Raw genomic sequence first — 24,912 nt, forward strand, 5'->3', positions numbered from 1 at the left:
GCGGTGCGCGGGTCACACCCGTGTGTGGCTTCGGGGAGAAAAGAGTCCTCGGGGCCATGCGGGCACCTCATACCTTCACTATTTCATCAAGGAGCCGTCATGACATTGAACGCGAACTACAGCCCCGTCTACCATGCCCCCCATTTCGAGCCTACGGTGGACGAACTCGCCGCCTTGAAGCACCTGGAGATGGAGAACATCAGCGTCACCTCGGCGCTCAAGGAGCATCTGTCCGGGCGCTTGTACGAGCACGGCTTCATCACCAAGAACGCCTCGGGCCAACTGGCCATCACCGACACCGGCCGCCATCTGGTGCGCAGGCAGAACAACTGACCACGGCGCTCGCGGCCTGCCGTCTTGGGCAGGCCCTGCGCACTGCGCCTACACACCGGGGCAGCAGGTCATCGCACAATGGCAAACACAAGGAGGCCATGATGCAAGACCCGCGCGAAGAGAACGATTTCGGTGAGTACGACGGATCGACCTACTCGGCCACGCTGCGCGAGCAGGCGGGCCGGTACTACTGCAGCAACCTGGTGATCGATGGGCACAACACCCTCGTGACCAACGACGGTTGGGCCAGCCGCGAAGAGGCCATGCAGGCGCTGGACGAGATTGCGTCGGGCGCGCGCAAGCCTTAGGGCCTGTTCACACTAATTTCGGGGTCGCGAAGGCCCTTGCCGGCGTGCCAGTCTAGGCGCGTGACGCAGCGTGTGCATGTGCACACGCAAGGAGCGCAGCGACGAGTGGCGCGCCGGCAAGGGCCTTCCCTTCGGGTTGCCCGGCCTGGGTGCCGTCTGCGGCGTTGCCCGCGCTTGCAAGGTGCACACCTTGCTGCACGCGGGCGCCTTGCATCCAGCCCCCAGGCCGGGCAACGCGATCCCCGAAATTAGTGTGAACAGGCCCTAGCCCGCCCGGCCCTCAGGGTCGGTTGCAGGGCCCGTGGGCGCAAGGCGCCACACCCCGGTGTGGTGCCTTGGTTCGTCTCCGTTACTGGTCCATTTCTTTGAAAACCTCCGCCGCCACGCGGAAGGAGTCGATCGCTGCGGGCACGCCGCAGTAGATCGCGGTTTGCAGGAACACTTCCTTCACCTCGTCACGCGTCAGCCCATTGTTGATGGCGCCGCGCACATGCAGCTTGAGTTCGTGCGGGCGGTTCAACGCCGTGAGCATGGCCAGGTTCAGGAACGAGCGCGTCTTGCGGTCCAGCCCGGGCCGGTTCCACACATCGCCCCAGCAGTACTGGGTCACCATCTCCTGCATGTCGATGTTGAAGTCCGTCGCGTTCTGGATCGCGGCATCCACGTAGGCGGCACCCAACACCTCGCGGCGGGTAGACAGGCCCTGGTCGAACAGGGCGGGGTTCTTCGGTGCGAAGGCTCGGGTCATGAAAACTCCTGGAGGGCAAAGGAATGAAAAGCGCAGCGGAAGCTTGTGCTGCAGATTAAATACAATAAGATTGTCAGACAATCATATGATGGCGATCGGTCTTGAGCAAGCGCTGTATGGTTGTCGGACAATCTGTTTGCAGGAAGATCCGCTAGGATGCCGCGATGACCGCCATGCTCCGTGTGCCCCGTGAAGAAACCTCCCTGCGCGAGCGCGCCACCAGCGCGCTGCGCCAGGCCATCCTCGACGGGGTCTTTTCGCCCGGCCAGAAGCTCTCGGAGCGCGAGCTGTGTGAAAGCCTGGAGGTCAGCCGCTCCTGCGTGCGCGAATCCCTGCAGCACCTGCAGGCCGAAGGGCTGATCACTACCGTCCCGCACCGCGGGCCCGAAGTGAGCACCATCTCGCCCAGTGAGGTGCGCGACATCTACGAAGTGCGCGCCCACCTCGAAAGCCTGGCCGCCAGGGGATTCGCGCTCAACGCCCCGCCCGAGCAGGTGCGCGCCCTGCGCGCCAAGCTCAACGAACTGGCCAAACCCGCCCTGGCGCAGGACCGGGTCCGGCTGCTCCAGGCCAAGAACCAGTTCTACGAAATCCTCGTCGACGGTTGCGGCAACCTCGTCGCCGGCCAGATGCTGCGCCAGCTCAACAACCGCGTGACGGTGCTGCGCCGCATCTCCATGGCCCAGCCCGAGCGGCTGCCCCACACGCTGCAGGAGTTGAACGCCATCGTGTCGGCCATCGAGCGCGGCGATGGCGAGGCAGCGGCCAAGCTGTCGGCCGCGCATGTGCAGAAGGCCGGGGAGAACGTGCTCCGGAGCATGGAGCACAAGGGGTAACAGGGCGCTGGCTTATTCCTGGATGAAGCGCAGCAGCAGCGCGCTGGTCGCCGGGGCGATCACCAGGTCGCCCTCGATGAAGCCGTAGAGGCGCCCTTCGGGACCCGCGGAGTAGAGTTCATTGCCGTCGATGCGGTAGAGCAGGTGTTCGCCATCGCGCACGTACTCGTCGCCATCGACCACGCCCACGTGTTTCCCGGTGGGGTCGGTCACATTCCATCGGCCGGTATCGAACATGAGAAATCTCCTGATTTGCTGCTGTTTCACTGTCGGATCAGTACTCAAGCCAACGAACATTCTCTGATGGTTCTTTGGGCTCTGAAAGAGGGCAAATCCGGGATGCCTTACGCCCCGCCGTGAATCCCGCATCCCCATCGGCCAGCGATGCGGCAGCGCTGCGGTGGCACTGGTATCACCGTGAGCCACGGTGCGCGCTTGTGGACGATGCGGCGTACTTCATTAGCCTCCCCTTCGCGCATGTGTGTTGGCCCGTTCTTGTACAGGAGGTACTGGACACGGTGGGAATTCATGAGCAGCAGGCCTGCGAAGGTTTCAAGGTCACGCATCGCGGGCTCCTAAGTTGAGTAGGCCACCACAATGCGCTGGATCCCCATGCATCGGCCGCCATTAGCTCATCATCGGACACCCTGCTGTCAGGGGGGCGCCGGCATACCAATCTTCGAGCGCCATACTGTCGCGTCAGGCGATGAGGGGCGGCGCTCCTGCTGCGGTGCACGCGGCGCGGGCGGCTTCCAGTGCTCGTAGGCCGGCTCCAAAGTCGGGTAGCGAGGTCACGTGAAGCTTGAGGAACATCGTGCGATATCAGGGTGCGGTGCGGGCGGTTCGCTGTAGGACGCCACCCGGCAGGGATACGCAAGATGAACGACCTCATGACCTTGGACGAGATCGCCAAGATGCGCCATTGCGGCGCGCGCAACGCCCGGGGATGTGCTGGTCAAGCCGCCCGGTTTCCCACTCGACGATGAGCCATGTATGAGGCTGGATGTTCCCATGAGGGGTCTCCTCGATTCGGGGAATAGGCAGAGTGCTCTGACTCGCTAGATCTGTTGAAATTTCCCCGAAGTGTTCCAGGGAACCTCGAGGGCGGCGCGTTCCGTAGTGCACGCCTGTATGACGATTCGGGGCCACCAATGAACGAACTGTGCGGTCTTGTCCCAGTACTGCCGACTGGCCCACGATTTCTGCAAGACGAACACGGAGAGGTTATAGCGGCGAAGCAACTCGCGCTCGGCGCCATTCCGCTTTCGGAATGCGTCCTGAGAGATGATGGTCCACTTGCCGCGCTCCTGCCCCAATGCCTCAAGCCATTCCACATCGGGCGTGTTCCGCTTGAATTTGGAGGTCAGGTGAACAACCTCGCCGATCTGGTTGTCTTCGAAGCGCGCAACGCTGAGGGAAGCGATGCCTGCCACCCAGTTGCCGGGCGGCATGTTGGCGTCGAACAAGAAGTTCAATGTAGGGTCCGCTTGAGACTTTCCTCAAAGCGGACTGCAGCTTCTACATACTTGACGGGCATCTCGTAGACGCGGGCTGTGACAGCTTGGGCTTGGTGGTCGCCTCCCTCCGCGACATAGGAGGCGTAGATCACACTGGTAGGTGTGCCCGTTTCCTCAACGATGGGACTGCCAAACTGTCGCTTGGGATCGATCACGATCGGGGAGGAGCGTCTTGCGGAGCGCTCTGGGTACCACTTTGATGCTCGGTCACCGTCATAGACGATCCCTGAATACAACGAGGGACGAATGATGTCCTTGAATACCGTTTGCTTGCTCCTCAGGTCCACCATGGACGCGGCAATGTGCTCTTCTGAAACTGCCTCCGCATAGATCGTGCGGCCATCGGTCATGAACTTGGGCAAAGACATCGGGTGCGAGACGCCGTAGAGATCCCTTGCGGAATTCAAGCAGTGCCGGACCACCCGAAGGGAAACACCGTTGCGCATGAATTCCCGGATGAAACGCAGTTCAAGCAGGTCCTGGAACCCGATGACATCTTCTTCGAAGTCTTCGCCCACCAGTTGTGTCTGCCACAGGGGGGCGATATCTACCCGCGACTCGGCATCGCCAGGCGTCTTCCGGTAGTGATACCCGAAAAGCCAGCGCCGAATGTCCCTTGTTGGCACGGCAATGAGCCGGGAGGCCTCAAGGACTGAATAGATTCCGGTGCCGAGATACATGTGAATGAAAGTTTACAGGAATGGATTTCGTGTTCCTAGGGACGGGTGACATCTCTCATTGGGCGAGAGTGCCGCGGCGCGTGGTGGCCCGGCTGGCGGTGCTGCTTCACGCGCTGCCATGGAGGGCGGGAACGTCGTGGGCGTGGCCTGAGACCTGACCTGCAAAGCCGGGCTGCCGAGTAACAGGCAGTCGCGGCCAGGCGCCTGGGAGGCCTGCAATATCCGAGGTGCCATCTTGCTGGTGGCCGAGAACCCGCTGCGCAATATAGCTGCAGCGTGACGGCCGAGGAGATGCACGATAGCGCCGAGGGCCGGGCTCAGGAGCTGATGGCGCTGCACAAAAACTCTCAGCAGGAGGGTGAAGCTGCCGCCAGCGGGCGGGCAATGGCGCATCGATAGCGCTCAGCTCATTCCACTTTGCGGAACACATTCCTAAAACCATAGCAAGCAAGCCATGGTGCCCGGGGCCGGAATCGAACCGGCACGCCTTGCGGCGGGGGATTTTGAGTCCCCTGCGTCTACCAATTTCACCACCCGGGCAGGGAATTCGTGAAGACTCAAATTATGGCACAGTAGGGCGCATGAAATATCCGACGATTGAAGACGCGATTGGCAAGACGCCGCTGGTGGCGCTGCAGCGCATTGGGGCGGCAGACAGCACCGCGCGGGGCAACGTGATCCTGGGCAAGCTCGAAGGCAACAACCCTGCGGGCTCGGTGAAAGACCGGCCGGCGCTGTCGATGATCCGCCGCGCCGAAGAGCGCGGCGACATCCGCCCGGGCGATACCCTCATCGAGGCGACCTCGGGCAATACCGGCATCGCGCTGGCCATGGCGGCAGCGATCAAGGGGTACCGCATGGTGCTGGTGATGCCCGAAGACCTGTCGGTCGAACGTGCCCAGACCATGAAGGCCTTTGGCGCCGACCTGGTGCTCACGCCCAAGAGCGGTGGCATGGAGCATGCGCGCGACCTGGCCGAGGCCATGCAAAAGCGTGGCGAGGGCAAGGTGCTCGACCAGTTCGCCAATGCCGACAACCCGCGCATCCACTACGAGACCACGGGCCCCGAGCTGTGGGAGCAGACCGATGGGCGCATCACCCACTTCGTGAGCGCCATGGGCACCACGGGCACCATCACGGGCGTGTCGCGCTTCTTGAAGGAAAAGAACGCCGGGATCCAGATCATCGGTGCGCAGCCGCAGGAGGGCTCGCGCATCCCCGGCATCCGCAAGTGGCCGCAGGAATACCTGCCCAAGATTTTCGACCCGAGTGCCGTGGACGAAACCGTGAACGTGAGCCAGGACGATGCCGAGGACATGGCCCGGCGCCTGGCGCGCGAGGAAGGCATCTTCGGCGGCATCTCGGCGGCAGGGGCCTGCTGGGCGGCGCTGCAGCTGTCGCAGCGCGTGAGCAATGCGACCATCGTCTTCATTGTCTGTGACCGGGGCGACCGCTACCTCTCCACCGGGGTGTTCCCCGCGTGACGGCGCTGGCCGGCCACCGCTGCTACGCTGTGGTGGCGTGGCCCGCTGGCCCCGCACGATGAACCAATCCAGGCAGCAGCCGGCCCGTATCCGGGGCGGCTGACGCTATAAAATCAAGAGCAACATGCAGTACGAACCCCGCCATTGCACCCATTGCGGCACACCGCTGGCCCTCATCACCGTGGCAGAGGATGGTGGCGACAAGCAGCGCCTTCGCTGCCCGGCCTGCGGCTGGACGCACTGGAACAACCCCACGCCGGTGCTCGCCGCCATCGTGGAGGTCAATGGCCAGGTGCTGCTGGCGCGCAATGCGGCGTGGCCGGGCAAGATGTTTGCGCTGATCACCGGCTTCATGGAGGCGGGCGAATCGCCGCAGGAAGGCATCGCGCGCGAGGTAAAGGAAGAGACGAACCTCGACGTGACCGCCACCACGCTGGTGGGAGCCTACGAGTTCATGCGCATGAACCAGGTCATCATTGCCTACCATGTGGTGGCCCATGGCGAGGTGAAGCTATCGCCCGAGCTGGTGGACTACCGGATGTACGATCTGGCTGACCTCAAGTGCTGGCCTGCCGGCACCGGCTATGCGCTGGCCGACTGGCTGCGCACGCGCGGGCACGAGCCGGTGTTCTTCACCGCCGAAGAAAATGCAGAGCGACGCCGCGGCCTGGACCTGCCGCCAAAGGACTGACGACCATGGACATCCACAAAGAAATCGACACGCGCGGACTGAACTGCCCCCTGCCCATCCTCAAGGCCAAGAAGGCGCTGGCCGACCTGGCCAGCGGCCAGTTGCTCAAGGTCGTGTCCACCGACGTGGGCTCGGTGCGTGACTTCCAGGCGTTTGCCAAGCAGACCGGCAACGAGTTGGTGGAGCAGACCACCGAGGGCGAAGACGAAAGCAAAGAGTTCATCCACATCCTGCGCCGCCGCTGAAGAAGGCGGCTTGAACGCGGGCGAGAAGAATGCCCGTCCCAGTTAAAAATCCTCCTACTGCGTTGGCAATGGGAGGATTTTTCAAATGGGGTCTGCCGCATCGACTGCGGCAAGGGCTGCTGCCTTACAGGCTCAGCCCCTTGAGGTATTCACGGAAGTGGGCGCCCACCTGTGGGTGCTCCAGGGCCAACTCCACGGTGGCTTCGAGGAAACCCTCCTTGCTGCCGCAGTCGTAGCGCTTGCCTTCGTACTGGAAGGCGTAGACCGCTTCGTGCTGCATCAGGCGGGCGATGCCGTCGGTGAGTTGGATCTCGCCGCCCACGCCGCGCGGCTGGTTGCGGATCTCGTCGAACACGCCGGGCGTGAGGATGTAGCGGCCGGCCACGCCCATGCGCGAGGGGGCCACGTCGGCCTTGGGCTTTTCGACGATGCGCTCGATGCGGATCAGCGGGCCCCCGGCGGATTCACCGGCCACGATGCCGTACTTGTGCACCTGGTCCTCGGGCACCTCCTGCACGGCGATGACCGAGCGGCCCTGCTGGCGAAAGGCCGCTGCCATCTGGGCCAGCACCGGCTGGCCGCCCTTGGGGCCGACCATCAGATCGTCGGCCAGCAGCACGGCGAACGGCTCCTTGCCCACCAGGGGCTCGGCGCACAGCACGGCATGGCCCAGGCCCAGGGAGCGGGGCTGGCGCACGAAGGCGCAGTCCATGTCGTCGGGCTGCACCGAGCGCACCAGGGCCAGCAGCTCGTGCTTGCCGGCAGCCTCCAGCTCGCTTTCGAGCTCGTAGGCGGTGTCGAAATGGTCCTCGATGGCGCGCTTGCTGCGGCCCGTCACGAAGATCATGTGGCGGATGCCGGCGGCGTAGGCCTCTTCCACGGCGTACTGGATCAGCGGCTTGTCCACCACGGGCAGCATCTCTTTGGGCGATGCCTTGGTGGCGGGCAGAAAGCGCGTACCCAGACCGGCAACGGGGAAAACGGCTTTGCGGATGGCGGATGCAGCGGTCATGGGGCTCCTTGCAGGAATGGGAAATAGAAAGAGGGCAGGGCCCGGCACGGAGCCGGGCGTATCTGCCCTCAGTATCGCGGGATTTTTACCCCAGGCGTGTCAGCTGATCGCGCAATCTGCCCAGCGTGGCGGTGAAATCGGCGATGCGCTTCTTGGCCTCGTCGATCACTGCGGGCGGGGCCTTGGCCACGAAGGCCTCGTTACCGAGCTTGGCGTTGGCCTTGGCCAATTCGCCTTCCAGGCGCGCGATTTCCTTGGCGATGCGGGCCTTCTCGGCTTCGACGTCGATCTCCATGTGCAGGCACATGCGCGCCTCGCCCACCACGGCCACGGGGGCGGCCTGTGCGGCGGCGGCCCACGCGGCCTCGTCGTCGAACACCTTCACTTCGCTGAGCTTGGCCAGTGACTGCAACACCGGTGCCACGCCGCGCATGAACTCGGTGTCGCCCACGGTGTAAAGGGGCAGGCGGGTGGATGGCGAGACGTTCATTTCGCCGCGCAGGGTGCGGCAGGCGTCCACCAGGCCCTTGACGCGCTGCATGTGCGCAATGGCGGCTTCGTCGATCTTGCTCGGCTGCGCCTCGGGGTAGCGGGCGATGCTGACCGAGTCGCCCTTCAGGCCGGCTACCGGCGCCACCGTCTGCCACAGGGCTTCGGTGATGAACGGGATTATGGGGTGCGCCAGGCGCAGGATGGCTTCGAGCGTGCGGATCAGCGTGCGGCGCGTGGCGCGCTGCTCGGCCTCGGTGCCGGTCTGGATCTGCACCTTGGCAATTTCCAGGTACCAGTCGCAGAACTCGTTCCAGACAAAGTCATAGATCGTGTTGGCCACGTTGTCCAGGCGGAACTCGGCAAAGCCCTTGGCCACCTCGGCCTCGGTCTTTTGCAGCAGCGACGAGATCCAGCGGTCGGCCTGGCTGAAGTGCATGTAGCCGTGGGCGGGGCCGCCGGGCTGGCACTCTTCCTTGGTGTGCTCCTTGAGGCCGCAGTCCTGGCCCTCGCAATTCATCAGCACGAAGCGGCTTGCGTTCCACAGCTTGTTGCAGAAGTTGCGGTAGCCCTCGCAGCGCTTGCTGTCGAAGTTGATGCTGCGGCCCAGGCTGGCCAGCGCCGCAAAGGTGAAGCGCAGCGCATCGGCACCGTAGGCGGGGATACCCTCGGGGAACTCCTTTTGCGTGTTCTTGCGCACCGTGGGCGCGGTCTCGGGCTTGCGCAGGCCGGTGGTGCGCTTGTCCAGCAGCGGGTCGAGGGCGATGCCGTCGATCAGGTCCACCGGGTCGAGCACGTTGCCTTCGGACTTGCTCATCTTCTTGCCCTGCGCGTCGCGCACCAGGCCGTGGATGTACACGTGCTTGAAGGGCACGCGGCCCGTGAAGTGCGTGGTCATCATGATCATCCGGGCAACCCAGAAGAAGATGATGTCGTAGCCCGTCACCAGCACCGAAGAGGGCAGGTACAGGTTGTAGTCGTCGGTGGGCGCATCGCCCTGTTCAGGCCAGCCCATGGTGCTGAAAGGCACCAGGGCGGAGGAATACCACGTGTCCAGCACGTCCTCATCGCGGCGCAGCGTCTTGCCCGGGGCCTTGGCCTGGGCTTCGGCTTCGTTGCGGGCCACGATTACATTGCCGTCTTCGTCGTACCAGGCCGGAATCTGGTGGCCCCACCACAGCTGGCGGCTGATGCACCAGTCCTGGATGTTGTTCATCCACTGGTTGTAGGTGTTCACCCAGTTCTCGGGCACGAACTGCACCTCGCCTGTGGCCACCGCGTCGATGGCCTTCTGCGCGATGCTCTTGCCCGTGGGGTCCTGCTCGCTCACCTTGCTCATGGCCACGAACCACTGGTCCGTCAGCATGGGCTCCACCACCTGGCCGGTGCGGGTGCAGATGGGCACCATGAGCTTGTGCTTCTTGGTCTCCACCAGGGCGCCCGAGGCTTCCAGGTCGGCCACGATGGCCTTGCGCGCCACGAAGCGGTCCAGGCCGCGGTACTTTTCGGGGGCGTTGTCGTTGATGGTGGCCTGCAGCGTCAGCACCACGATCATCGGCAGTTTGTGGCGCTGGCCCACGGCATAGTCGTTCGTGTCGTGCGCGGGCGTGACCTTGACCACGCCGGTGCCGAACTCCTTGTCCACGTAGTCGTCGGCAATGATGGGGATTTCGCGGCCCACCAGGGGCAGCACCACGTTCTTGCCGATCAGGTGCGTGTAGCGCGCATCTTCAGGGTGCACCATCAGCGCCACGTCGCCCAGCATGGTCTCGGGGCGGGTGGTGGCCACGGTGAGGCTGCCAGAACCGTCGGCCAACGGGTAGGCGATGTGCCACAGCGAGCCGTCCTTCTCTTCGCTCTCGACTTCCAGGTCGGACACGGCGGACTGCAGCTTGGGGTCCCAGTTCACCAGGCGCTTGCCGCGGTAGATCAGGCCCTGCTCGTAGAGCTTCACGAAGGTGTCGGTCACCACCTTGGACAGCTTGTCGTCCATGGTGAAGTATTCGCGGCTCCAGTCCACGCTGTCGCCCATGCGGCGCATCTGCGTGGTGATGGTGTTGCCGCTCTGCTCCTTCCACTCCCAGACCTTGGCGACGAAGTTCTTGCGTGCTTCGTGCGGGGTGGGGCCCATGTCGTGGCGGCTGATGCCTTGCTCCTGCAGCTGGCGCTCCACCACGATCTGCGTGGCGATGCCGGCGTGGTCGGTGCCGGGCACCCAGACCGTGTTGAAGCCGCGCATGCGGTGGTAGCGCGTCAGGCTGTCCATGATCGTCTGGTTGAACGCATGGCCCATGTGCAGCGTGCCGGTCACATTGGGTGGCGGCAACTGGATGGAAAACGCCGGCTCGCCCGCCTGCGCTGCGCCGGTGCCCCGAAAGCCCGCTACACCGTAGCCTCGGCGTTCCCATTCGGGGCCCCAATGGGCCTCCAGGGCGGCGGGTTCAAAGGACTTGGAAAGGCTGTCGAGGCCGGTTTGTTGCAGGGGCGAGCTCATGGGGTAGGGCTGGTGGTGGGGCCGCCCGGGGGCTGCCTCCACGTTCGAGAGGGTGGAACCGGCCATTTTAAGTCAGCTGCAAGCCAGGTCCGGCAGCGCTCTGCGCGGGCGGGTGGCAGGGGGTGGTTGGCGGGTTTTTGCCTCTCAGACAGGTCGTTCTGCCACTTGTCCAATTGTTACCTTGTGCGGCTGGCGGAAAGCAGATGTTTGCCGATAATCCGGCCCAAAGGGGGCGTGCCTACCCCTGGTGCCTTGCCGGATCCCAAAAACATTCCAACATCCTGTCCGCTTTTCCTATGAACATCCCCTCCGCCCTGCGCGTGGGCCTGGCCAAGACCTTCGCCTACTGTCTGGTCTCGCTGCTCCTGGTCCCGCTGGCCGCCTACCTGTTCACCGGCTACACGCAGCGCGACGAGGACGCCCAGTTCATCGCCCGCATCAGCCAGCGCATCGATGCCGAAAAGGGCATGCCCGCGGCCGAGAAGCAGGCGCAGAAAGACTTCTACCGCGCCCACCCGCCGTCCACCATCTGTACCAACAAGAGCCCTCAGGTGGCGGAATACCGCGAGTCGATGTGCGAGACCTATGGCGAGCTATGGCAGTTCAACTTGGTGCGCAAGGTCTCGCTGTGGAGCATGGTGGCCGGGGTCGTCCTGCTGGCGGCGGTGCTGGGCTTGGGCGCGTTGGCCTTCGTCGACCGCAAGATGCAGTACACCAGCTTCGTCACCGGTTGGCACCTGACCACCTGGGCCAGCGCCGCCTCGCTGGTGGTGCAGGGGGCGCTGGCGGTGTGGCTGTCGTTCTGGGTGACGGCCTTCTTCTTTCACAAGTATTCGCCCAAGCTCATCATCCTGGTGGGGATTCTGGTCGCTGGCGGCGTGTTCCTGGCCGTCAAGGGCATCTTCAAGCGCGTGCAGCTGAACAACCGCGTGGACGGAGAGCTTGTGACCGAGGCCGATGCGCCGCTGCTGTGGAAGCGCATCCGCCACATGGCCGGCCGCCTCAAGACCGAGCCGCCCAGGCACATCGTGGCCGGCATCGACGCCAACTTCTTCGTCACCGAGGCGCCGCTCACCGTGGGCGGTCAGCAGCTCACGGGGCGCACCCTGTTCGTGAGCATCCCCCTGCTGCGCCTGCTGGACCAGTCGGAAGCCGATGCCGTCTTCGGCCATGAACTGGCCCACCTGCGCGGTGGCGACACCAAGAGCAGCGCGCTGCTGGGCCCCAAGATCAGCCAGTACGACCATTACCGCCACGCCATGCGCACCGGCGGGCTCACGGCGGTGGTCGCACCGCTGTTGGACCTGTACCGCATGATCTTCGAGGTGGCCCTGGCGCGCGAGAGCCGCGAGCGCGAGTTCAAGGCCGACCGCATCGCCGCCAAGCTCATCTCGCCCGAGGCGATCGCGCAGTCGCTGATCAAGATTGCTGCCTATGCGCAGTACCGCTCCAGGATCGAGAGCGAGCTCTTCGGCCAGAACCGCAGGCACGATTCTGCGGCGCTGGGCATTGCCAGCTACGTGGCCCAGGGGCTGCCACCCTATGCCGCATCGGCCGACTTCCTGCAGGAGATGAAGACCGCCAACGTGCCCCACCCATTCGACTCGCACCCTGCCATGACCGAGCGCATGCGCGCCGTGGGGGTGAGGCTGCCCGAGAGCGCCTATGGCGCCATCGTCACGCGGGCACCTGTGGCCACCTGGGCGCAGCAGATCCTCACGGCCGATGCCATCGAGCAGCGCATGTGGGGCGAATACGAGCAGGCCTTTGCGGCCGACCACGAACGCAGCCTGGCCTACCGCTACGAGCCCGCCACCGACGAGGAGCGGGCGCTGGTGCTGCAGTATTTTCCGCCGGTGCAGTTTGCCTTGAAAGGCAGCGAGACGGTGACGGTCAGCATCGACGGCATCAGCACTTCTGCCGACGGCACCACCGTGTTCTGGGACGCGGTCAAGGCCTTGGAATTCAAGGAAAGCAGCTTTGGCAATGCGCTCGTCGTCACCCACCCCGAGAAAAATGCCCTGGGCCTTGGCGCCAAGACCAGCAAGATCAAACTCGGTGGCCTGAAGAAGGAGAAAGACGACTTCAACGCCACCGTGGGCCACTATTGGCAGCGCCACCAGATCATGCGCGCGCACCAGAACGAAGGCTGATTCCGGCGCCTTGTGCTCCGGCGCGTCGATGGGTGCCATCAGGGCATGGCAATGGCATCGAGCCACAGCGAGGTCAGGCGCAGTGCGGCACCACAGCCGGGCATATGCATATACCCGGGAAATCCCTGGCGTTCCACGTTCACTGAATGCGCAAAGCGAGTGAACTTGTGCAGTGTGCCATGCTCTATCGAAGCATGTGCAGGCGGCGATAAAAGCGTTGCGCGCCTACACGAATTACCTGTTCAAAGGCAGGCGGTGGTGCTAAAAAGGACTGAGCCGTTAGCGATTCCCACTGCAAACCGTGGCACCCATGCGCAGGGTGCCACCACAGGAGGTCGTATGGATGCCATCAGCAATTTCGCCTCGCGTTACGCCCGTAGCCGTGAAGAGGAAATGTCGATCGACGAGTACCTCGCCGAGTGCAAGCGTGATCCCATGACGTATGCCACGGCGGCCCAGCGCATGCTGGCCGCCATTGGAGATCCCGAGACGGTCGACACGCGCAACGATCCGCGCATGTCGCGCCTCTTCGCCAACAAGGTGATCAAGCGCTACCCCGCGTTCGCCGAGTTCTACGGCATGGAGGATTCCATCGAGCAGGTGGTGAGCTTCTTTCGCCACGCTGCGCAGGGGCTGGAGGAGCGCAAGCAGATCCTCTACCTGCTGGGCCCGGTGGGCGGTGGCAAGAGTTCCATTGCCGAGCGGCTCAAGTACCTGATGCAGAAGGTGCCGTTCTATGCGATCAAGGGCTCGCCGGTGAACGAGTCGCCGCTGGGCCTTTTCGACGCGGTGGAGGACGGCCCGGTGCTCGAGGAGCAGTTCGGCATTCCCCGGCGCTACCTGCAGCGCGTGCTCTCGCCCTGGGCGGTCAAGCGGCTGGAGGAGTTCGGCGGCGACATCCGCCAGTTCAAGGTGGTCAAGCGCTACCCCAGCATCTTGAAGCAGGTGGGCATTGCCAAGACCGAGCCGGGCGACGAGAACAACCAGGACATATCGAGCCTGGTGGGCAAGGTGGACATCCGCAAGCTCGAAACCTTTGCCCAGGACGACACCGATGCCTACAGCTACAGCGGCGGCCTGTGCCTGGCCAACCAGGGCCTGCTGGAATTCGTGGAGATGTTCAAGGCGCCCATCAAGGTGCTGCACCCGCTGCTCACCGCCACCCAGGAGAGCAACTACAAGGGCACGGAAGGCTTTGGCGCCATCCCGTTCGATGGCGTGGTGCTGGCCCACAGCAACGAGAGCGAGTGGAAGGCGTTTCGCAACAACAAGAACAACGAGGCCTTCCTCGATCGCATCTACATCGTCAAGGTGCCGTACTGCCTGCGCGTGAGCGAGGAGATCCGCATCTACGAAAAGCTGATCCGCGAATCGTCGCTGGGCAACGCCGTGTGCGCGCCGGGCACGCTGAAGATGATGTCGCAGTTCGCCATCCTCACGCGCCTGAAGGAGCCCGAGAATTCCAGCATCTTCAGCAAGATGCAGGTGTACGACGGCGAGAGCCTGAAGGACACCGACCCGCGCGCCAAGAGCTACCAGGAGTACCGCGACTACGCGGGCGTGGACGAGGGCATGACCGGCATCTCCACGCGCTTTGCGTTCAAGATCATGTCCAAGGTGTTCAACTTCGACAGTGCCGAGGTGGCGGCCAACCCGGTGCACCTGATGTACGTGCTGGAGCAGCAGATCGAGCGCGAGCAGTTCCCTGCCGAGCTGGAGACCAAGTACACCAGCTACATCAAGGAGTCCCTCTCGCCGCGCTATGCCGAGTTCATCGGCAAGGAGATCCAGACGGCCTACCTGGAGAGCTACAGCGAGTACGGGCAGAACATCTTCGACCGCTACGTCACCTACGCCGACTACTGGATCCAGGACAACGAGTACCGCGACACCGATACCGGCGAGGTCTTCGACCGCGGCGCGCTCAACGCCGAGCTCGAAAAGATCGAGAAGCCGGCGGGCATTGCCAACCCTAAGGATTTTCGCAACGAGATCGTCAACTTCGTGCTGCGCGCACGCGCCAACAACCAGGGCAACAACCCGAGCTGGACCAGCTACGAGAAGCTGCGCCTGGTGATCGAGAAGAAGATGTTCTCCAACACCGAGGAGCTGCTGCCGGTCATCAGCTTCAACGCCAAGGGCAGCGCCGAGGAGGCGCGCAAGCACGAGGACTTCGTCACCCGCATGGTGGAAAAGGGCTACACCCCCAAGCAGGTGCGGCTGCTGTGCGAGTGGTACCTGCGCGTGCGCAAAAGCAGTTGATGGACCGGAATGCCAGCGTGTCTCTAAGAACCTGTTCAATATCTTTTTGGAGCCGCGCAAGCCCCTTTTCGGGATGGGATGCTAGGCGCGGTGAGCAGCCAATAGCTCGGCTATTGGCAAGCGCCGCAACGCCGCAGACCGCCCGAAAAGCGACTTGCCCTCCGGGTTGGAGTGAAATCGGGCGATTGGACGCCCCGGCTGCTTGCATGGGCATGAGCCCATGCGGCGCATCCGAAGCATCCACTCATCCCGATTGCACTCCAACGCGGCTGCAAAAAGATATTGAACAGGTTCTAAGGGGCGCTGGCCCATGATGGGGGCAAGGGATGGCATTGCAAATCATCGACCGCAGGCTCGCCGGCAAGAACAAATCGGTGGGTAACCGCGAACGTTTTGTGCGACGCTTCAAGGAGCAGATCGCCGAGAGCGTGCGCCGTGCGGTTTCGCAGCGCGGCATCCGTGACATCGAGCAGGCCGAGAGCATCAGCATTCCCAAAAAGGACATCGGCGAGCCGGTGTTCCACCATGGCCAGGGCGGAATCCGCGACATGGTGCACCCGGGCAACGCGGAGCATGTGCGCGGCGACCGCATCCAGCGGCCCCAGGGCGGGGCGGGGGGCGGTGGCGGCTCGCAGGCCAGCGACAGCGGGGAGGGGGAGGACGACTTCACCTTCACCTTGACCAAGGAAGAGTTCATGCAGCTCTTCTTCGAGGACCTGGCGCTGCCCAACCTGCTGCGCACGCACATCGGCGAGACCCCGAAGTACAAGCCGCGCCGCGCCGGCTACAGCCAGAACGGCATTCCCAACAACCTGGCGGTGCTGCGCACCATGCGCGGAGCGCTGGGGCGGCGCATCGCCCTGGGCCAGTCGGCGCAGCGCGAACGGGCGGCTATGCAGGTGCAGCTCGATGCCCTGGTGCAAGAAGGCAACGGCACCACCGACGAAGCGGCCGCGCTGCGGCTGCGCATCGAGGAGCTCAAGGAGCGCACCGGTCGCATCCCTTACCTGGACCCCATCGACCTGCGCTTTCGCTCCCGCGTGCAGGTGCCGGTGCCCAACAGCCAGGCGGTGATGTTCTGCCTGATGGACGTCTCGGGCTCCATGGACCAGGCGCGCAAGGACTTGGCCAAGCGCTTCTTCATCCTGCTGTACCTGTTCCTCACGCGGCACTACGAGAAGATCGACATCGTCTTCATCCGCCACCACACGCAGGCCGCCGAGGTGAGCGAGGAGCAGTTCTTTCACTCCACCGAGAGCGGCGGCACGGTGGTCAGCAGCGCGCTGGTGCTGCTCGACCAGATCATCCGCGCGCGCTACCCTGCGGGGGACTGGAACATCTACGCCGCCCAGGCCAGCGATGGCGACAACTTCACCAACGACAGCGGCAATTGCCGCAACCTGCTGGTGGACCGGATCCTGCCACTGGTGCGCTACTTCGCCTATGTGCAGGTGGCCCAGGAAGAGCAGAACCTGTGGGAGGAGTACAGCCTGCTGCAGTCGCAGTTTTCCAACTTCGCCATGCGCAAGGTCTCCGAGCCGGGCGATATCTATCCCGTGTTCCGCGACCTCTTCAAGAAAGAGGGGGTGCAGTTATGAACCACATGGCCCAGTACCCGGTGCTGGAGCGGCGCCTGCGCGACAACCCCTGGAAGACCGCCGTCGTCGGTGAGCGCCGCCACCGCACCGTGCCCGAGCAGCCCCTGCCCGCCGGGGCGCGGCCCGCGCAGCCGCTGCCCGATCCGAGCGACTGGACCTTCGAACTGATCGAGCGCTACCACGCTGCGATCGCCGCCACCGCCGAGCGCTTCGGCCTCGATACCTACCCCAACCAGCTCGAAGTCATCACCGCCGAGCAGATGATGGATGCCTATTCCAGCGTGGGCATGCCGGTGAACTACCGCCACTGGAGCTACGGCAAGGAATTTTTGGCCACCGAGAGGCGCTACCGGCGCGGCCACATGGGCCTAGCCTACGAGATCGTCATCAACTCCAACCCCTGCATCAGCTACCTGATGGAGGAGAACACCACGGCCATGCAGGCCCTGGTGATCGCCCATGCCGCCTACGGGCACAACAGCTTCTTCAAGGGCAACTACCTGTTTCGCATGTGGACGGACGCCTCCTCCATCATCGACTACCTGGTCTACGCCAAGGACTACGTGGCCCAGTGCGAGGAGCGCTACGGCTTCGACGAGGTGGAGCGGCTCATGGACTCGTGCCATGCGCTGGCCAACTTCGGCGTGGACCGCTACCGCCGCCCGTCCAAGAAAAACCTGGCGCGCGAGCGCCTGGAGCGCGCGCAGCGCGAGGCCTATGCCCAGCAGCAGGTGAACGACCTGTGGCGCACCCTGCCCACGCGCCCCGGCAAGGACGGCGCGGCGCTGGAGCACAACCGCTTTCCGCAGGAGCCGCAGGAAAACATCCTGTACTTCATCGAGAAGCACGCGCCGCTGCTGGAGCCCTGGCAGCGCGAGATCGTGCGCATCGTGCGCAAGATCGCGCAGTATTTCTACCCCCAGCGCCAGAGCCAGGTCATGAACGAAGGCTGGGCCACCTTCTGGCACTACACCCTGCTCAATTCGCTGTACGACGAGGGCTACCTCAGCGACGGGGTGATGATGGAGTGGCTGGGCTCGCACACCAACGTCATCTTCCAGCCCCCCGTGGGGCACCGCGCCTACAGCGGCATCAACCCCTACGCACTGGGTTTTGGCATGTACCGCGACATCCAGCGCATCTGCCAGAACCCGACGGCCGAAGACCGGCAATGGTTCCCCGACATCGCGGGCACCCCCTGGCTGCCCGCGCTCGACCATGCCATGCGCAACTTCAAGGACGAGAGTTTCATCGGCCAGTACCTGAGCCCGCACCTGATGCGCGAGATGCGCCTGTTCGCCCTGCACGACGACACGCGCCAGAGCGAGCTGCTGGTCAGCGAAATCCACGACGAAAACGGCTACCGCAACCTGCGCCAGCTGCTGTCGCAGCAGTACGACCTGGGCACGCGCGAGCCCAACATCCAGGTGTGGAACGTGAACCTGCGCGGTGACCGCAGCCTGACCTTGCGCCACACCCAGTACCAGGGCCGCCCGCTGGCCGACGGCACGCAGGAGGTGCTGCGGCATGTGGCGCGCCTGTGGGGCTTTGGCGTGCAGATCGAGAGCGTGGACGCCTATGGCAACCACCCGGTGCTGCTGCACTCGGTGCCCGCGCCCACGGAATGAAGGGATGGATGAAGGGCTGGACGTGCCTGCCGCTTCATGCGCCAGGCACGCCTGCTCAGGCGGCCAGTGCTTCCTCGTACCCGAACATCGACTTGGCCTCCAGGTACTCCTCGAAGCCCATGCGCCCCCACTCGCGGCCGTTGCCCGACTGCCGGTAGCCGCCGAAGGGCGCTGCGTGGTCGGCGCGTGCGCCGTTGAGGTGCACCATGCCGGCGCGCAGGCGCCGGGCGATGCGGCGGGCGTGGGCCAGGTCGGGCGCGCTCACATAGGCCGACAGGCCGTAGGGCGTGTCGTTGGCGATCGCAATGGCCTCTTCCTCTGTGGTGTACGGCAGGATGCACAGCACTGGGCCGAAGACCTCCTCGCGCGCGATGGCCTTGGTGTTGCGCACATCGGCAAACACCGTGGGCTGCACAAAGTAGCCGTGGGTGAGGCCCTCGTTCAGGCACCGCTGATCGAGGCCAAGGAGGTGCATGTGAGCTTTCCCGGCGCACGCCAGGGCTGGCTGTCCAAGGCGACGCCCAAGCTGGCGGTGCGCGGTGTGTCGCTGACCATCCAGCCGGGTGAGGTGGTGGCTGTGGTCGGGGGGGCGGGCTCGGGCTAGACCACGCTGGGACGCGCCATGATCGGCCTGCTGCCCGTGGCGGGCGGCGACGTGTGCTTTCGCGGCACGCCGCTGGGTCAGGCCGATGCGGCGGGGCGGCGCGAATTCCGCCTGGCCTGCCAACTGGTGTTCCAGGACCCGTATTCCTCGCTCGACCCGCGCCAGCGCGTGCGCGACATCGTGGCCGAGCCGCTGCGCCACGGCCCGCCGCTCACGCGCGATGCGCTGCAGGCCACGGTGGACGCCATGCTCGGCGAGGTGGGCCTGGCCGGCTTCGGCGAACGCTACCCGCATGCCCTGTCGGGCGGCCAGCGCCAGCGTGTGGCGATTGCACGGGCCCTGGTGCGCAAGCCCGCCTTTGTGGTGGCCGACGAGCGCGTCTCGGCCCTGGACATGACCATCCAGAAGCAGGTGCTGGAGCTGCTGCGGCGCCTGCAGGCCTAGCGCGGCTTCGGCTGCCTCTTCATCTCGCACAACCTGGCCGTGGTGTCCGAGATCGCCGACCGCATCATCGTGATGGAGAACGGCCGCATCGTGGAGGAGGGCAGCGTGGCCGACATCTTCGACCGGCCGCAGCAGCCCTACACGCGTGCGCTGCTGGGGGCGGCCACCACCAGCGACTTGCTGGCGGAGCTGGACGCTGCTTAGCGACCGGCCTGTGCAGAAATGCGAAAGGCGCTGCCCGCAAGGGTGGCGCCTTTTTTGCCGAGGCCGAATTCAGCCCTTGGCGAATTCAGGCCGGTCGTTGGTCTGGGGCTTGAGCGGCTCGGCTGCCTTGCCTTCGGCGCGCTCCTTGCGCCACTGCTCCTTGCGGGCCGTCCACTCCTTCAGGCGCGCATGGGCCACGGTGCTGTCCTTGGCCATGGCGTTGGCATCGGCCAGTTGCGCCGTGAGCTCCAGGCGGATGCCGTTGGGGTCGAAGAAGTAGATGCTCTTGAAGATGTGGTGGTCGGTCACGCCCAGCACCTCGATGCCGAAAGCCTCCAGCCGCTCCTTGGTGTTCTGCAGCTCCTGCACCGTGTCCACGCGGAACGAGATGTGGTTGACCCACAGCGGGGTGTTGGGCGAGGGCTCGGCCTTCACGTCGTCGCCCAGATCGAAGAAGGCGATGAACGAACCATCCTTCAATCGGAAGAAGAAGTGCGTGTAGGGGCAGTACTCGCCCGTGCTGGGCACGTGGTCGCTCTGGATGATGTGGTACAGCGGCAGGCCCAGGATGTCCTCGTAAAACTGGCGCGTTTCCTCCGCGTCGCGCGCCTTGTAGGCGTAGTGGTGCAGCTGCTGGAAGGCGGCAGGTGCGGGCAGGCTGGCGAGGTCGGGCTTCAGAACGGCATTCATGCGGTTGTCTCCTTGGATCGATGCTGGTGTCGATGTGGAAATTCTACTATTCGTAATTGATTTACGTAAAGGGAATTTTAGAAAAAGGGCCATTTGCGGTACATTGCGGTCCTCGCCATCCCCCCGAGGTGTTTTCACCGATGCGCCTGTAAGCCCGTTTTCACGCTGTCCCGCACCTGCCCGAAGGCTGGTGCGGTCTTGTGGTGACCGTGGAGTGCTTCAGGTATGGCGACGACCAATCATTCGGGCCAGCGCGCCCGTGGCGGCAGCAAGGCTGCTGCCGCTTCTGTTTCCTTTTCTTCTTCTCTTTCGCTCCAGCTCCAGGGCGTTGTCTGGGCGCTGCCCGATGGGCAGCCCTTGTGGAGCCAGCCCCTGGACATCGCCCTGGGCGCCGGGTCCACTGGCATCGTCGGCGCCAACGGCGTGGGCAAGAGCGTGTTCCTGCAATTGCTGCTGGGCCGGCTGCAGCCCACCACGGGCAAGGTGCTGCGCAGCGCACGCCTGCATGCCGTGGCGCAGGAGGTGCAGGGCAGCCCCGGCAGCACCGTGGCCGACCTCGCGGGCCTGGCACCCGTGCTGCGCGCGCTGGCGCGCCTGGAGGCGGGCCAGGGCACGCCCGAAGACCTGCTGCGGGCCGATGGCCAGTGGGACCTGCCCGCGCGCTGGCAGCGCGCGCTGCAGGCGCTGGACCTGGGGCATCTGCCTGCCGACGCCAGTGCGGAAGGCCTGAGCGGCGGCGAGCGCATGCGCGTGGCGCTGGCCGGGGCCTTCGTCTGCGACGCCCAGGTGCTGGTGCTCGACGAGCCCACCAACCACCTGGACCTGGCCTCGGTGGAGGCCTTGCAGGTGGCGCTGCAGGGCTTCACCGGTGCGCTGCTGGTGGTGTCGCACGATCTGCATTTCCTGGCGGCGCTGGCGCCCACGCATGTCTGGGCATGGCATGCCGAAGGCTGGCGGCTCGATGCACGCCTGGCATGAAAAAAGCCACCCGTGGCCGTGCCGCGGGTGGCTTGTGCGGACCAGAAGGCCCGTCGTGGATTACTGCTTGATGGCTTCGATCTGCACCACCAGGCGCACGTTCTTGGGGAAGCCGTATTGCACGCCGTAGTCCAGGCCCCACTGGGTGCGGTCGATGGTGGCTTCGAAGTCGCCGCCGCAGACTTCACGCTTGAGCATGGGGCTTTGGTAGCAGTTGAACTGCGTGGCCTTCAGGGTCACGGGCAGGGTCTTGTCCAGCAGCGTCAGCTGGCCGGCAACTTCGCTGACCTTGTCGCCATTGAAGGTGAACTTGTCGGACACGAACTTGATGGTCGGGTACTTGGCCGCGTTGAAGATGTCAGGGCTTTGCAGGTGCTTGTCGAACGGGGGCGTGCCGGAGTTGATCGACGTGGTGTCCACCGTGATCTCCACCTTGCCGGTCTTGCCGGCGCGGTCGAACTGCACAGTGCCTTCCTTCTTGTCGAAGCGGCCGCGGTTGGTCGTGGCGCCGAAGTGGCTGATCTCGAACGTCACGAAGGTGTGCGTCGGATCGATGGCGTAGGCGGCGCTCTGGGCCTGGGCTGCGCCCGTGGACAGAACGGCGGCTGCGGCCAGGGCGAGCAGGGCGAACGAAGACTTGCGCATGTAAACAACTCCTGAAAAAGGAAGGGTCAAGGGAACAGGGAACGCGGAAAAGGGAGGGTGCAGGGCGATCAGAGCTTGCCCACGCCGGTGAGGGCGAGCTTGAATTTGACGGTCACGTCGTCGGCCACCATGGAGGTGTCGGCCCACTCGTTCTCGCCGATCTTGAAGGCCAGGCGCTTGATGGGCAGGGTGCCGGTGGCCGTGGTGGTGGCGCCGCTCTGGGCCAGCGCCACGGGCACGACCACGTTCTGCGCATTGCCCTTGATGGTGAGCTTGCCGGCCACTTCGAACTTGCCGCCGCCCAGCGCCTTGATGGTGGTGGACTCGAACGCTGCCTGGGGGAACTTGGGCACGTTGAACCAGGTGGGCTTGGGCAGCTCGGCATCGGTCTCGCGCGAGCCCAGCGTGGCGCTGCCGGTGTCCACCGTGAAGCTGATCTTGCTGGTATCGGGCTTGGCCGGGTCGAACGCCACCTTGGCATCGAACTTCTTGAAATGGCCTTCGAGCGGCACGCCCATCTGGCGCGCGGTGAACTGCACCTCGCTCTGTGCGGGGACCAGTTGCTGTTGGGCGAAGGCGGACGGTGCGGCCAGCACGGCGGCAGCCAGCACGAGGCCCGAGGCGAAGGAAGATGCTTGCATGAAGGCTCCTGAAAAATCGGTGCGGAAGAACAAGGAAGAGGGCGGGGGGCTTGGGCGGCGGCTCAGCGCGGGACGGGCAGCATGCGGCCGATGAGGCCGTCCCGGTCGATGAACTGGTGCTTGAGCGCAGCGGCCACGTGCAGCACCACCAGGCCCGCCATGGCAAAGGCGGTGTACTGGTGCCAGGGCTTGATGGCCTCGGCCAGCTCCTTGCTCACGGGCACGAAATCGGGCAACTGCCACATGCCGAGGAACACGATGGGAAAACCCGCCGCCGAGCTGTAGGCCCAGCCGATCAGCGGCACGGCCAGGAACAGCGCGTACAGCAGGCCGTGCGTGGCATGGTGGGCCAGCGTCTGCCAGCGCGGCATGGCCTGCACCATAGCCGCCGGCAGGGCGGGGGGGCGGTGTGTCAGGCGCCAGAGGATGCGCAGCACCGACAGCGTGAGGATGGTGACACCCGCCCACTTGTGCCAGTTGTAGAGCTTGAGGCGCTGCGGCGAGAACGGCAGGCCGGTCATGTACAGACCGACGCCAAAAGCGCTGATCAGGGCCAGGCCCAGCACCCAGTGCATCAGCATGGCGGTGCGGGTGTAGCGGGCCGGTCGGCTGGTGGGGGACGGCGTGGAGGAAGGCATCGTGGGTGGGTTGGCGGGTGAGGTGGCGGGGGTGGCAGCAAGCGGCTGGAGCAGGTTTACGGGCCGACGCATCCGTCGCTGCCTCGCACGCCGCACCCCGTGCTGTGCGCACAAGGCTCCGCGATGAGCGCAGTGTAGGAAGCTGCCAGCCCGTTCGGCTTCAGCAGGATTGATGCTTCAGTTCAAAAAAACTGAATTGATTGGGGCTGTGCGCTCAAAGTTCCCTCTGGTTCACCAAAAGGTGGGCGCAGATGGATGGCCGGTAGATGGCCCGGGGATGGGTGGGTGCGCCCGCCGCTTGATTGCTCAGCGCGCCAGGGCGGCTTTCTTCCAGGCCTCGGCGGCGGCGGCTTCGTCGCCGCGCTGCTCGGCCAGCTCTGCCAGGTGGCGCCAGGCGCTGGCGCGCAGGCTGGCGTCGGCGAGCTGGTGGGCGGCCTGGGTCAGCAACTGTTGGGCCTTGCCCCACAGCTGGCGCTTGAGGCAGGCCATGCCGGCCATGTACTGCAGGCGCGCATCGCGCGGGTTGGCCTGCTGGGCGGCTTCGATGCGCGCCAGCCAGGGGGCGTCCAGGGCATCGAGGCCCGATTCCAGTGCGCGCACCAGTTTCAGGGCATGGTGCTCGGCCAGCGCATCGGGCAGGTCCACCATGCGCTCCCACACCGGCAGCAGCCAGGCGCGCACCTGCGTGGCGTCACCGCCCAGGGTGGCCATGCGCTGCGCGGCCTGGATGGCCAGCTCAGGCATGTTGCGCTCGGCGGTTTCCAGGTCGTCCCACACGCGGCGCAGCTGCGCCGTGTCGTGGGCGCTCTGGATGAGCTCGGTGGCCAGGCCGCGCACGATGCTCTGTGCAGCGGTGGGGGAGAAGGCGCGGTGCTTGGCCAGCAGGCGGGCCGTGTCCAGCGCTTCCTGCGTGCGGCGGGCCAGCCGCGTGGCCTTGAGCTTGATGCGCAGCGCCAGGGTGCGGCGCGCGGCGCCCTGGGGCAGGGCGGCGAGCCATTGGAGGGCCGCATCGGCGTCGCGGTCGTCCAGCGTCCAGCGCGCGGCGCGCATCTGGGCGCCTTCGCGCAGTTCCAGCTCCAGGGCCGTGCCGCGCGCGGGCGCATCGTCGAGCGCGCGCTGCAGGTGGCTGTCGCGCGTGGCGGTGTCCTGCAGGGCGTGCGAGGCCTCGGCCGCCACCAGGTGGGCCAGCGAGCGCAACTGGTGGCTGTGCGGCACCGATTCGCCAGCGGCTGCCAGGGCGTTTTCCTGGGCCAGCGCGGCCACGGCGGCCTTGCGCGAGCGGATGAAGCGCCCGCCCAGCAGGTGCGTCATGGCGTCGAGCAGCGCGCTGTGCATGGCGCGTTCCTTTTGCTGCAAGCGCCAGCGGCGGGCCTGGTGCGGCAGCTCCAGCAGGGCCGCCAGGGCCCGCAGGGCGGCATGCACGGTGACGAAGCCGCCCACGAGCAGCAGCACCACCATGTTCAGCGACAGATCGACCCGGTACGGAGGCCAGTAAAGGGTGATGGTGCCCTGGTTGTTGCCCGCAAACAGCGCGGCCGCAACGGCCACGCCAAACAACGCCAGGAGCCAGAGTGCTGCGCGCATGCGTGC

The 24,912-nt window shown here is 65.1% G+C and carries 25 protein-coding genes, 1 tRNA gene and 1 pseudogene; 14 read left to right on the forward strand and 13 right to left on the reverse strand.

From position 1 onward, the window contains the following. Positions 1 to 99 precede the first annotated feature (99 nt). Entirely contained in the window at positions 100 to 333 is a 234-nt protein-coding gene (locus QYL93_RS19315; protein WP_305745168.1) for a hypothetical protein, read from the forward strand. 101 nt (positions 334 to 434) lie between these two features. Next, on the forward strand, positions 435 to 641 hold the full coding sequence (locus QYL93_RS19320; RefSeq protein ID WP_305745169.1) for a hypothetical protein: 207 nt from the start codon (positions 435 to 437) through the stop codon (positions 639 to 641). A 349-nt stretch (positions 642 to 990) separates the two neighbouring features. Here the strand turns inward: QYL93_RS19320 and pcaC are convergent, their stop codons facing one another. Then, positions 991 to 1,389 (reverse strand): 4-carboxymuconolactone decarboxylase, encoded by a 399-nt coding sequence (pcaC, locus tag QYL93_RS19325; protein ID WP_305745170.1) that lies wholly within the window; start codon positions 1,387 to 1,389, stop codon positions 991 to 993. A gap of 164 nt (positions 1,390 to 1,553) precedes the next feature. Between pcaC and QYL93_RS19330 the strand changes: the two genes are divergently transcribed. Then, positions 1,554 to 2,225: a GntR family transcriptional regulator gene (locus tag QYL93_RS19330; protein ID WP_305745171.1), complete on the forward strand. Its 672-nt coding sequence runs from the start codon at positions 1,554 to 1,556 to the stop codon at positions 2,223 to 2,225. Positions 2,226 to 2,237: 12 nt separating this feature from the next. Here the strand turns inward: QYL93_RS19330 and QYL93_RS19335 are convergent, their stop codons facing one another. The 4 genes from QYL93_RS19335 to QYL93_RS19350 all read right to left on the reverse strand — a co-directional run bounded on the left by QYL93_RS19335 (position 2,238) and on the right by QYL93_RS19350 (position 4,962). Further along, the gene (locus QYL93_RS19335; protein ID WP_305745172.1) at positions 2,238 to 2,462 is read right to left on the reverse strand and encodes a hypothetical protein; all 225 of its coding nucleotides are present in this window, start codon (positions 2,460 to 2,462) and stop codon (positions 2,238 to 2,240) included. 821 nt (positions 2,463 to 3,283) lie between these two features. Next, entirely contained in the window at positions 3,284 to 3,691 is a 408-nt protein-coding gene (locus QYL93_RS19340) for a hypothetical protein (protein ID WP_145695279.1), read from the reverse strand. Between the two features lie 5 nt (positions 3,692 to 3,696). Next, positions 3,697 to 4,422 carry a DUF433 domain-containing protein gene (locus tag QYL93_RS19345; RefSeq protein WP_305745173.1) on the reverse strand — a complete coding sequence of 242 codons (726 nt, stop codon included), beginning with the start codon at positions 4,420 to 4,422 and terminating at the stop codon, positions 3,697 to 3,699. A gap of 455 nt (positions 4,423 to 4,877) precedes the next feature. Beyond that, positions 4,878 to 4,962: transfer RNA gene (locus tag QYL93_RS19350), tRNA-Leu, on the reverse strand. Between the two features lie 41 nt (positions 4,963 to 5,003). On the opposite strand from QYL93_RS19350, the gene cysM reads away from it, so the two are divergent. The 3 genes from cysM (at position 5,004) to QYL93_RS19365 (ending at position 6,842) form a co-directional block, all read left to right on the forward strand. Continuing rightward, complete coding sequence (cysM, locus tag QYL93_RS19355) at positions 5,004 to 5,906, forward strand: cysteine synthase CysM (protein ID WP_305745174.1); 903 nt, start codon at positions 5,004 to 5,006, stop codon at positions 5,904 to 5,906. 124 nt (positions 5,907 to 6,030) lie between these two features. Further along, positions 6,031 to 6,597 carry an NUDIX domain-containing protein gene (locus QYL93_RS19360; protein ID WP_057201294.1) on the forward strand — a complete coding sequence of 189 codons (567 nt, stop codon included), beginning with the start codon at positions 6,031 to 6,033 and terminating at the stop codon, positions 6,595 to 6,597. Between the two features lie 5 nt (positions 6,598 to 6,602). Next, a complete protein-coding gene (locus tag QYL93_RS19365) occupies positions 6,603 to 6,842 on the forward strand; it encodes a sulfurtransferase TusA family protein (protein WP_305745175.1) in 240 nt (79 codons plus the stop codon). A 124-nt stretch (positions 6,843 to 6,966) separates the two neighbouring features. Here QYL93_RS19365 and galU read toward each other — a convergent pair whose 3' ends face one another. Both galU and QYL93_RS19375 read right to left on the reverse strand, forming a co-directional pair. Then, positions 6,967 to 7,854 carry a UTP--glucose-1-phosphate uridylyltransferase GalU gene (galU, locus tag QYL93_RS19370; RefSeq protein WP_305745176.1) on the reverse strand — a complete coding sequence of 296 codons (888 nt, stop codon included), beginning with the start codon at positions 7,852 to 7,854 and terminating at the stop codon, positions 6,967 to 6,969. A gap of 85 nt (positions 7,855 to 7,939) precedes the next feature. Then, positions 7,940 to 10,837 (reverse strand): valine--tRNA ligase, encoded by a 2,898-nt coding sequence (locus tag QYL93_RS19375; RefSeq protein ID WP_305745177.1) that lies wholly within the window; start codon positions 10,835 to 10,837, stop codon positions 7,940 to 7,942. A 296-nt stretch (positions 10,838 to 11,133) separates the two neighbouring features. Here QYL93_RS19375 and QYL93_RS19380 point away from each other — a divergent pair, with 296 nt between their 5' ends. The 4 genes from QYL93_RS19380 (at position 11,134) to QYL93_RS19395 (ending at position 18,478) form a co-directional block, all read left to right on the forward strand. Continuing rightward, positions 11,134 to 12,990 carry a M48 family metallopeptidase gene (locus tag QYL93_RS19380; RefSeq protein ID WP_305745178.1) on the forward strand — a complete coding sequence of 619 codons (1,857 nt, stop codon included), beginning with the start codon at positions 11,134 to 11,136 and terminating at the stop codon, positions 12,988 to 12,990. A gap of 339 nt (positions 12,991 to 13,329) precedes the next feature. Beyond that, entirely contained in the window at positions 13,330 to 15,252 is a 1,923-nt protein-coding gene (locus QYL93_RS19385; protein ID WP_057201290.1) for a PrkA family serine protein kinase, read from the forward strand. Between the two features lie 326 nt (positions 15,253 to 15,578). Beyond that, positions 15,579 to 16,850 (forward strand): YeaH/YhbH family protein, encoded by a 1,272-nt coding sequence (locus tag QYL93_RS19390; RefSeq protein ID WP_305745179.1) that lies wholly within the window; start codon positions 15,579 to 15,581, stop codon positions 16,848 to 16,850. Between the two features lie 5 nt (positions 16,851 to 16,855). Continuing rightward, the gene (locus tag QYL93_RS19395) at positions 16,856 to 18,478 is read left to right on the forward strand and encodes a SpoVR family protein (protein ID WP_370877008.1); all 1,623 of its coding nucleotides are present in this window, start codon (positions 16,856 to 16,858) and stop codon (positions 18,476 to 18,478) included. Positions 18,479 to 18,533: 55 nt separating this feature from the next. Here QYL93_RS19395 and QYL93_RS19400 read toward each other — a convergent pair. Next, a pseudogene (locus tag QYL93_RS19400) lies at positions 18,534 to 18,917 on the reverse strand (aldehyde dehydrogenase family protein); the annotation flags it as partial. A gap of 36 nt (positions 18,918 to 18,953) precedes the next feature. Between QYL93_RS19400 and QYL93_RS19405 the strand changes: the two are divergent. From QYL93_RS19405 to QYL93_RS19415, 3 genes are read left to right on the forward strand one after another with little or no spacing between them, the layout of a single operon-like run. Next, complete coding sequence (locus tag QYL93_RS19405) at positions 18,954 to 19,082, forward strand: hypothetical protein (protein ID WP_305745181.1); 129 nt, start codon at positions 18,954 to 18,956, stop codon at positions 19,080 to 19,082. A gap of 6 nt (positions 19,083 to 19,088) precedes the next feature. Then, entirely contained in the window at positions 19,089 to 19,526 is a 438-nt protein-coding gene (locus QYL93_RS19410; protein WP_305745273.1) for an ATP-binding cassette domain-containing protein, read from the forward strand. A 39-nt stretch (positions 19,527 to 19,565) separates the two neighbouring features. Further along, entirely contained in the window at positions 19,566 to 19,730 is a 165-nt protein-coding gene (locus tag QYL93_RS19415) for a hypothetical protein (RefSeq protein WP_305745182.1), read from the forward strand. Between the two features lie 69 nt (positions 19,731 to 19,799). On the opposite strand, the gene QYL93_RS19420 is transcribed toward QYL93_RS19415, so the two are convergent. Continuing rightward, complete coding sequence (locus QYL93_RS19420) at positions 19,800 to 20,420, reverse strand: VOC family protein (RefSeq protein WP_305745183.1); 621 nt, start codon at positions 20,418 to 20,420, stop codon at positions 19,800 to 19,802. 225 nt (positions 20,421 to 20,645) lie between these two features. Between QYL93_RS19420 and QYL93_RS19425 the strand changes: the two genes are divergently transcribed. After that, positions 20,646 to 21,398, forward strand: coding sequence for an ATP-binding cassette domain-containing protein (locus tag QYL93_RS19425; protein WP_305745184.1), 753 nt, complete (start codon positions 20,646 to 20,648; stop codon positions 21,396 to 21,398). Positions 21,399 to 21,458: 60 nt separating this feature from the next. Here QYL93_RS19425 and QYL93_RS19430 read toward each other — a convergent pair whose 3' ends face one another. The 4 genes from QYL93_RS19430 to QYL93_RS19445 form a co-directional block, all read right to left on the reverse strand. Further along, positions 21,459 to 22,043, reverse strand: a complete 585-nt coding sequence (locus tag QYL93_RS19430) for a YceI family protein (protein ID WP_305745185.1) — start codon at positions 22,041 to 22,043, stop codon at positions 21,459 to 21,461. Between the two features lie 68 nt (positions 22,044 to 22,111). Next, on the reverse strand, positions 22,112 to 22,684 hold the full coding sequence (locus QYL93_RS19435; RefSeq protein WP_305745186.1) for a YceI family protein: 573 nt from the start codon (positions 22,682 to 22,684) through the stop codon (positions 22,112 to 22,114). Positions 22,685 to 22,746: 62 nt separating this feature from the next. Beyond that, on the reverse strand, positions 22,747 to 23,322 hold the full coding sequence (locus QYL93_RS19440; protein ID WP_305745187.1) for a cytochrome b: 576 nt from the start codon (positions 23,320 to 23,322) through the stop codon (positions 22,747 to 22,749). 306 nt (positions 23,323 to 23,628) lie between these two features. Further along, positions 23,629 to 24,906: a heme biosynthesis protein HemY gene (locus QYL93_RS19445; RefSeq protein ID WP_305745188.1), complete on the reverse strand. Its 1,278-nt coding sequence runs from the start codon at positions 24,904 to 24,906 to the stop codon at positions 23,629 to 23,631. Between the last annotated feature and the right edge of the window lie 6 nt (positions 24,907 to 24,912).

Source organism: Acidovorax sp. A1169 (genome assembly GCF_030704685.1).
Taxonomy (GTDB): Bacteria; Pseudomonadota; Gammaproteobacteria; order Burkholderiales; family Burkholderiaceae_C; genus Acidovorax.

Bases quoted from the DNA above. Each gene is read 5' to 3' on its own strand.
- QYL93_RS19315 (WP_305745168.1), top strand. From the start codon at position 100: ATGACATTGAACGCGAACTACAGCCCCGTCTACCATGCCCCCCATTTC.
- QYL93_RS19320 (WP_305745169.1), top strand. From the start codon at position 435: ATGCAAGACCCGCGCGAAGAGAACGATTTCGGTGAGTACGACGGATCG.
- pcaC (WP_305745170.1), bottom strand. From the start codon at position 1,389: ATGACCCGAGCCTTCGCACCGAAGAACCCCGCCCTGTTCGACCAGGGC.
- QYL93_RS19330 (WP_305745171.1), top strand. From the start codon at position 1,554: ATGACCGCCATGCTCCGTGTGCCCCGTGAAGAAACCTCCCTGCGCGAG.
- QYL93_RS19335 (WP_305745172.1), bottom strand. From the start codon at position 2,462: ATGTTCGATACCGGCCGATGGAATGTGACCGACCCCACCGGGAAACAC.
- QYL93_RS19345 (WP_305745173.1), bottom strand. From the start codon at position 4,422: ATGTATCTCGGCACCGGAATCTATTCAGTCCTTGAGGCCTCCCGGCTC.
- cysM (WP_305745174.1), top strand. From the start codon at position 5,004: ATGAAATATCCGACGATTGAAGACGCGATTGGCAAGACGCCGCTGGTG.
- QYL93_RS19360 (WP_057201294.1), top strand. From the start codon at position 6,031: ATGCAGTACGAACCCCGCCATTGCACCCATTGCGGCACACCGCTGGCC.
- QYL93_RS19365 (WP_305745175.1), top strand. From the start codon at position 6,603: ATGGACATCCACAAAGAAATCGACACGCGCGGACTGAACTGCCCCCTG.
- galU (WP_305745176.1), bottom strand. From the start codon at position 7,854: ATGACCGCTGCATCCGCCATCCGCAAAGCCGTTTTCCCCGTTGCCGGT.
- QYL93_RS19375 (WP_305745177.1), bottom strand. From the start codon at position 10,837: ATGAGCTCGCCCCTGCAACAAACCGGCCTCGACAGCCTTTCCAAGTCC.
- QYL93_RS19380 (WP_305745178.1), top strand. From the start codon at position 11,134: ATGAACATCCCCTCCGCCCTGCGCGTGGGCCTGGCCAAGACCTTCGCC.
- QYL93_RS19385 (WP_057201290.1), top strand. From the start codon at position 13,330: ATGGATGCCATCAGCAATTTCGCCTCGCGTTACGCCCGTAGCCGTGAA.
- QYL93_RS19390 (WP_305745179.1), top strand. From the start codon at position 15,579: ATGGCATTGCAAATCATCGACCGCAGGCTCGCCGGCAAGAACAAATCG.
- QYL93_RS19395 (WP_370877008.1), top strand. From the start codon at position 16,856: ATGGCCCAGTACCCGGTGCTGGAGCGGCGCCTGCGCGACAACCCCTGG.
- QYL93_RS19420 (WP_305745183.1), bottom strand. From the start codon at position 20,420: ATGAATGCCGTTCTGAAGCCCGACCTCGCCAGCCTGCCCGCACCTGCC.
- QYL93_RS19425 (WP_305745184.1), top strand. From the start codon at position 20,646: ATGGCGACGACCAATCATTCGGGCCAGCGCGCCCGTGGCGGCAGCAAG.
- QYL93_RS19430 (WP_305745185.1), bottom strand. From the start codon at position 22,043: ATGCGCAAGTCTTCGTTCGCCCTGCTCGCCCTGGCCGCAGCCGCCGTT.
- QYL93_RS19435 (WP_305745186.1), bottom strand. From the start codon at position 22,684: ATGCAAGCATCTTCCTTCGCCTCGGGCCTCGTGCTGGCTGCCGCCGTG.
- QYL93_RS19440 (WP_305745187.1), bottom strand. From the start codon at position 23,322: ATGCCTTCCTCCACGCCGTCCCCCACCAGCCGACCGGCCCGCTACACC.
- QYL93_RS19445 (WP_305745188.1), bottom strand. From the start codon at position 24,906: ATGCGCGCAGCACTCTGGCTCCTGGCGTTGTTTGGCGTGGCCGTTGCG.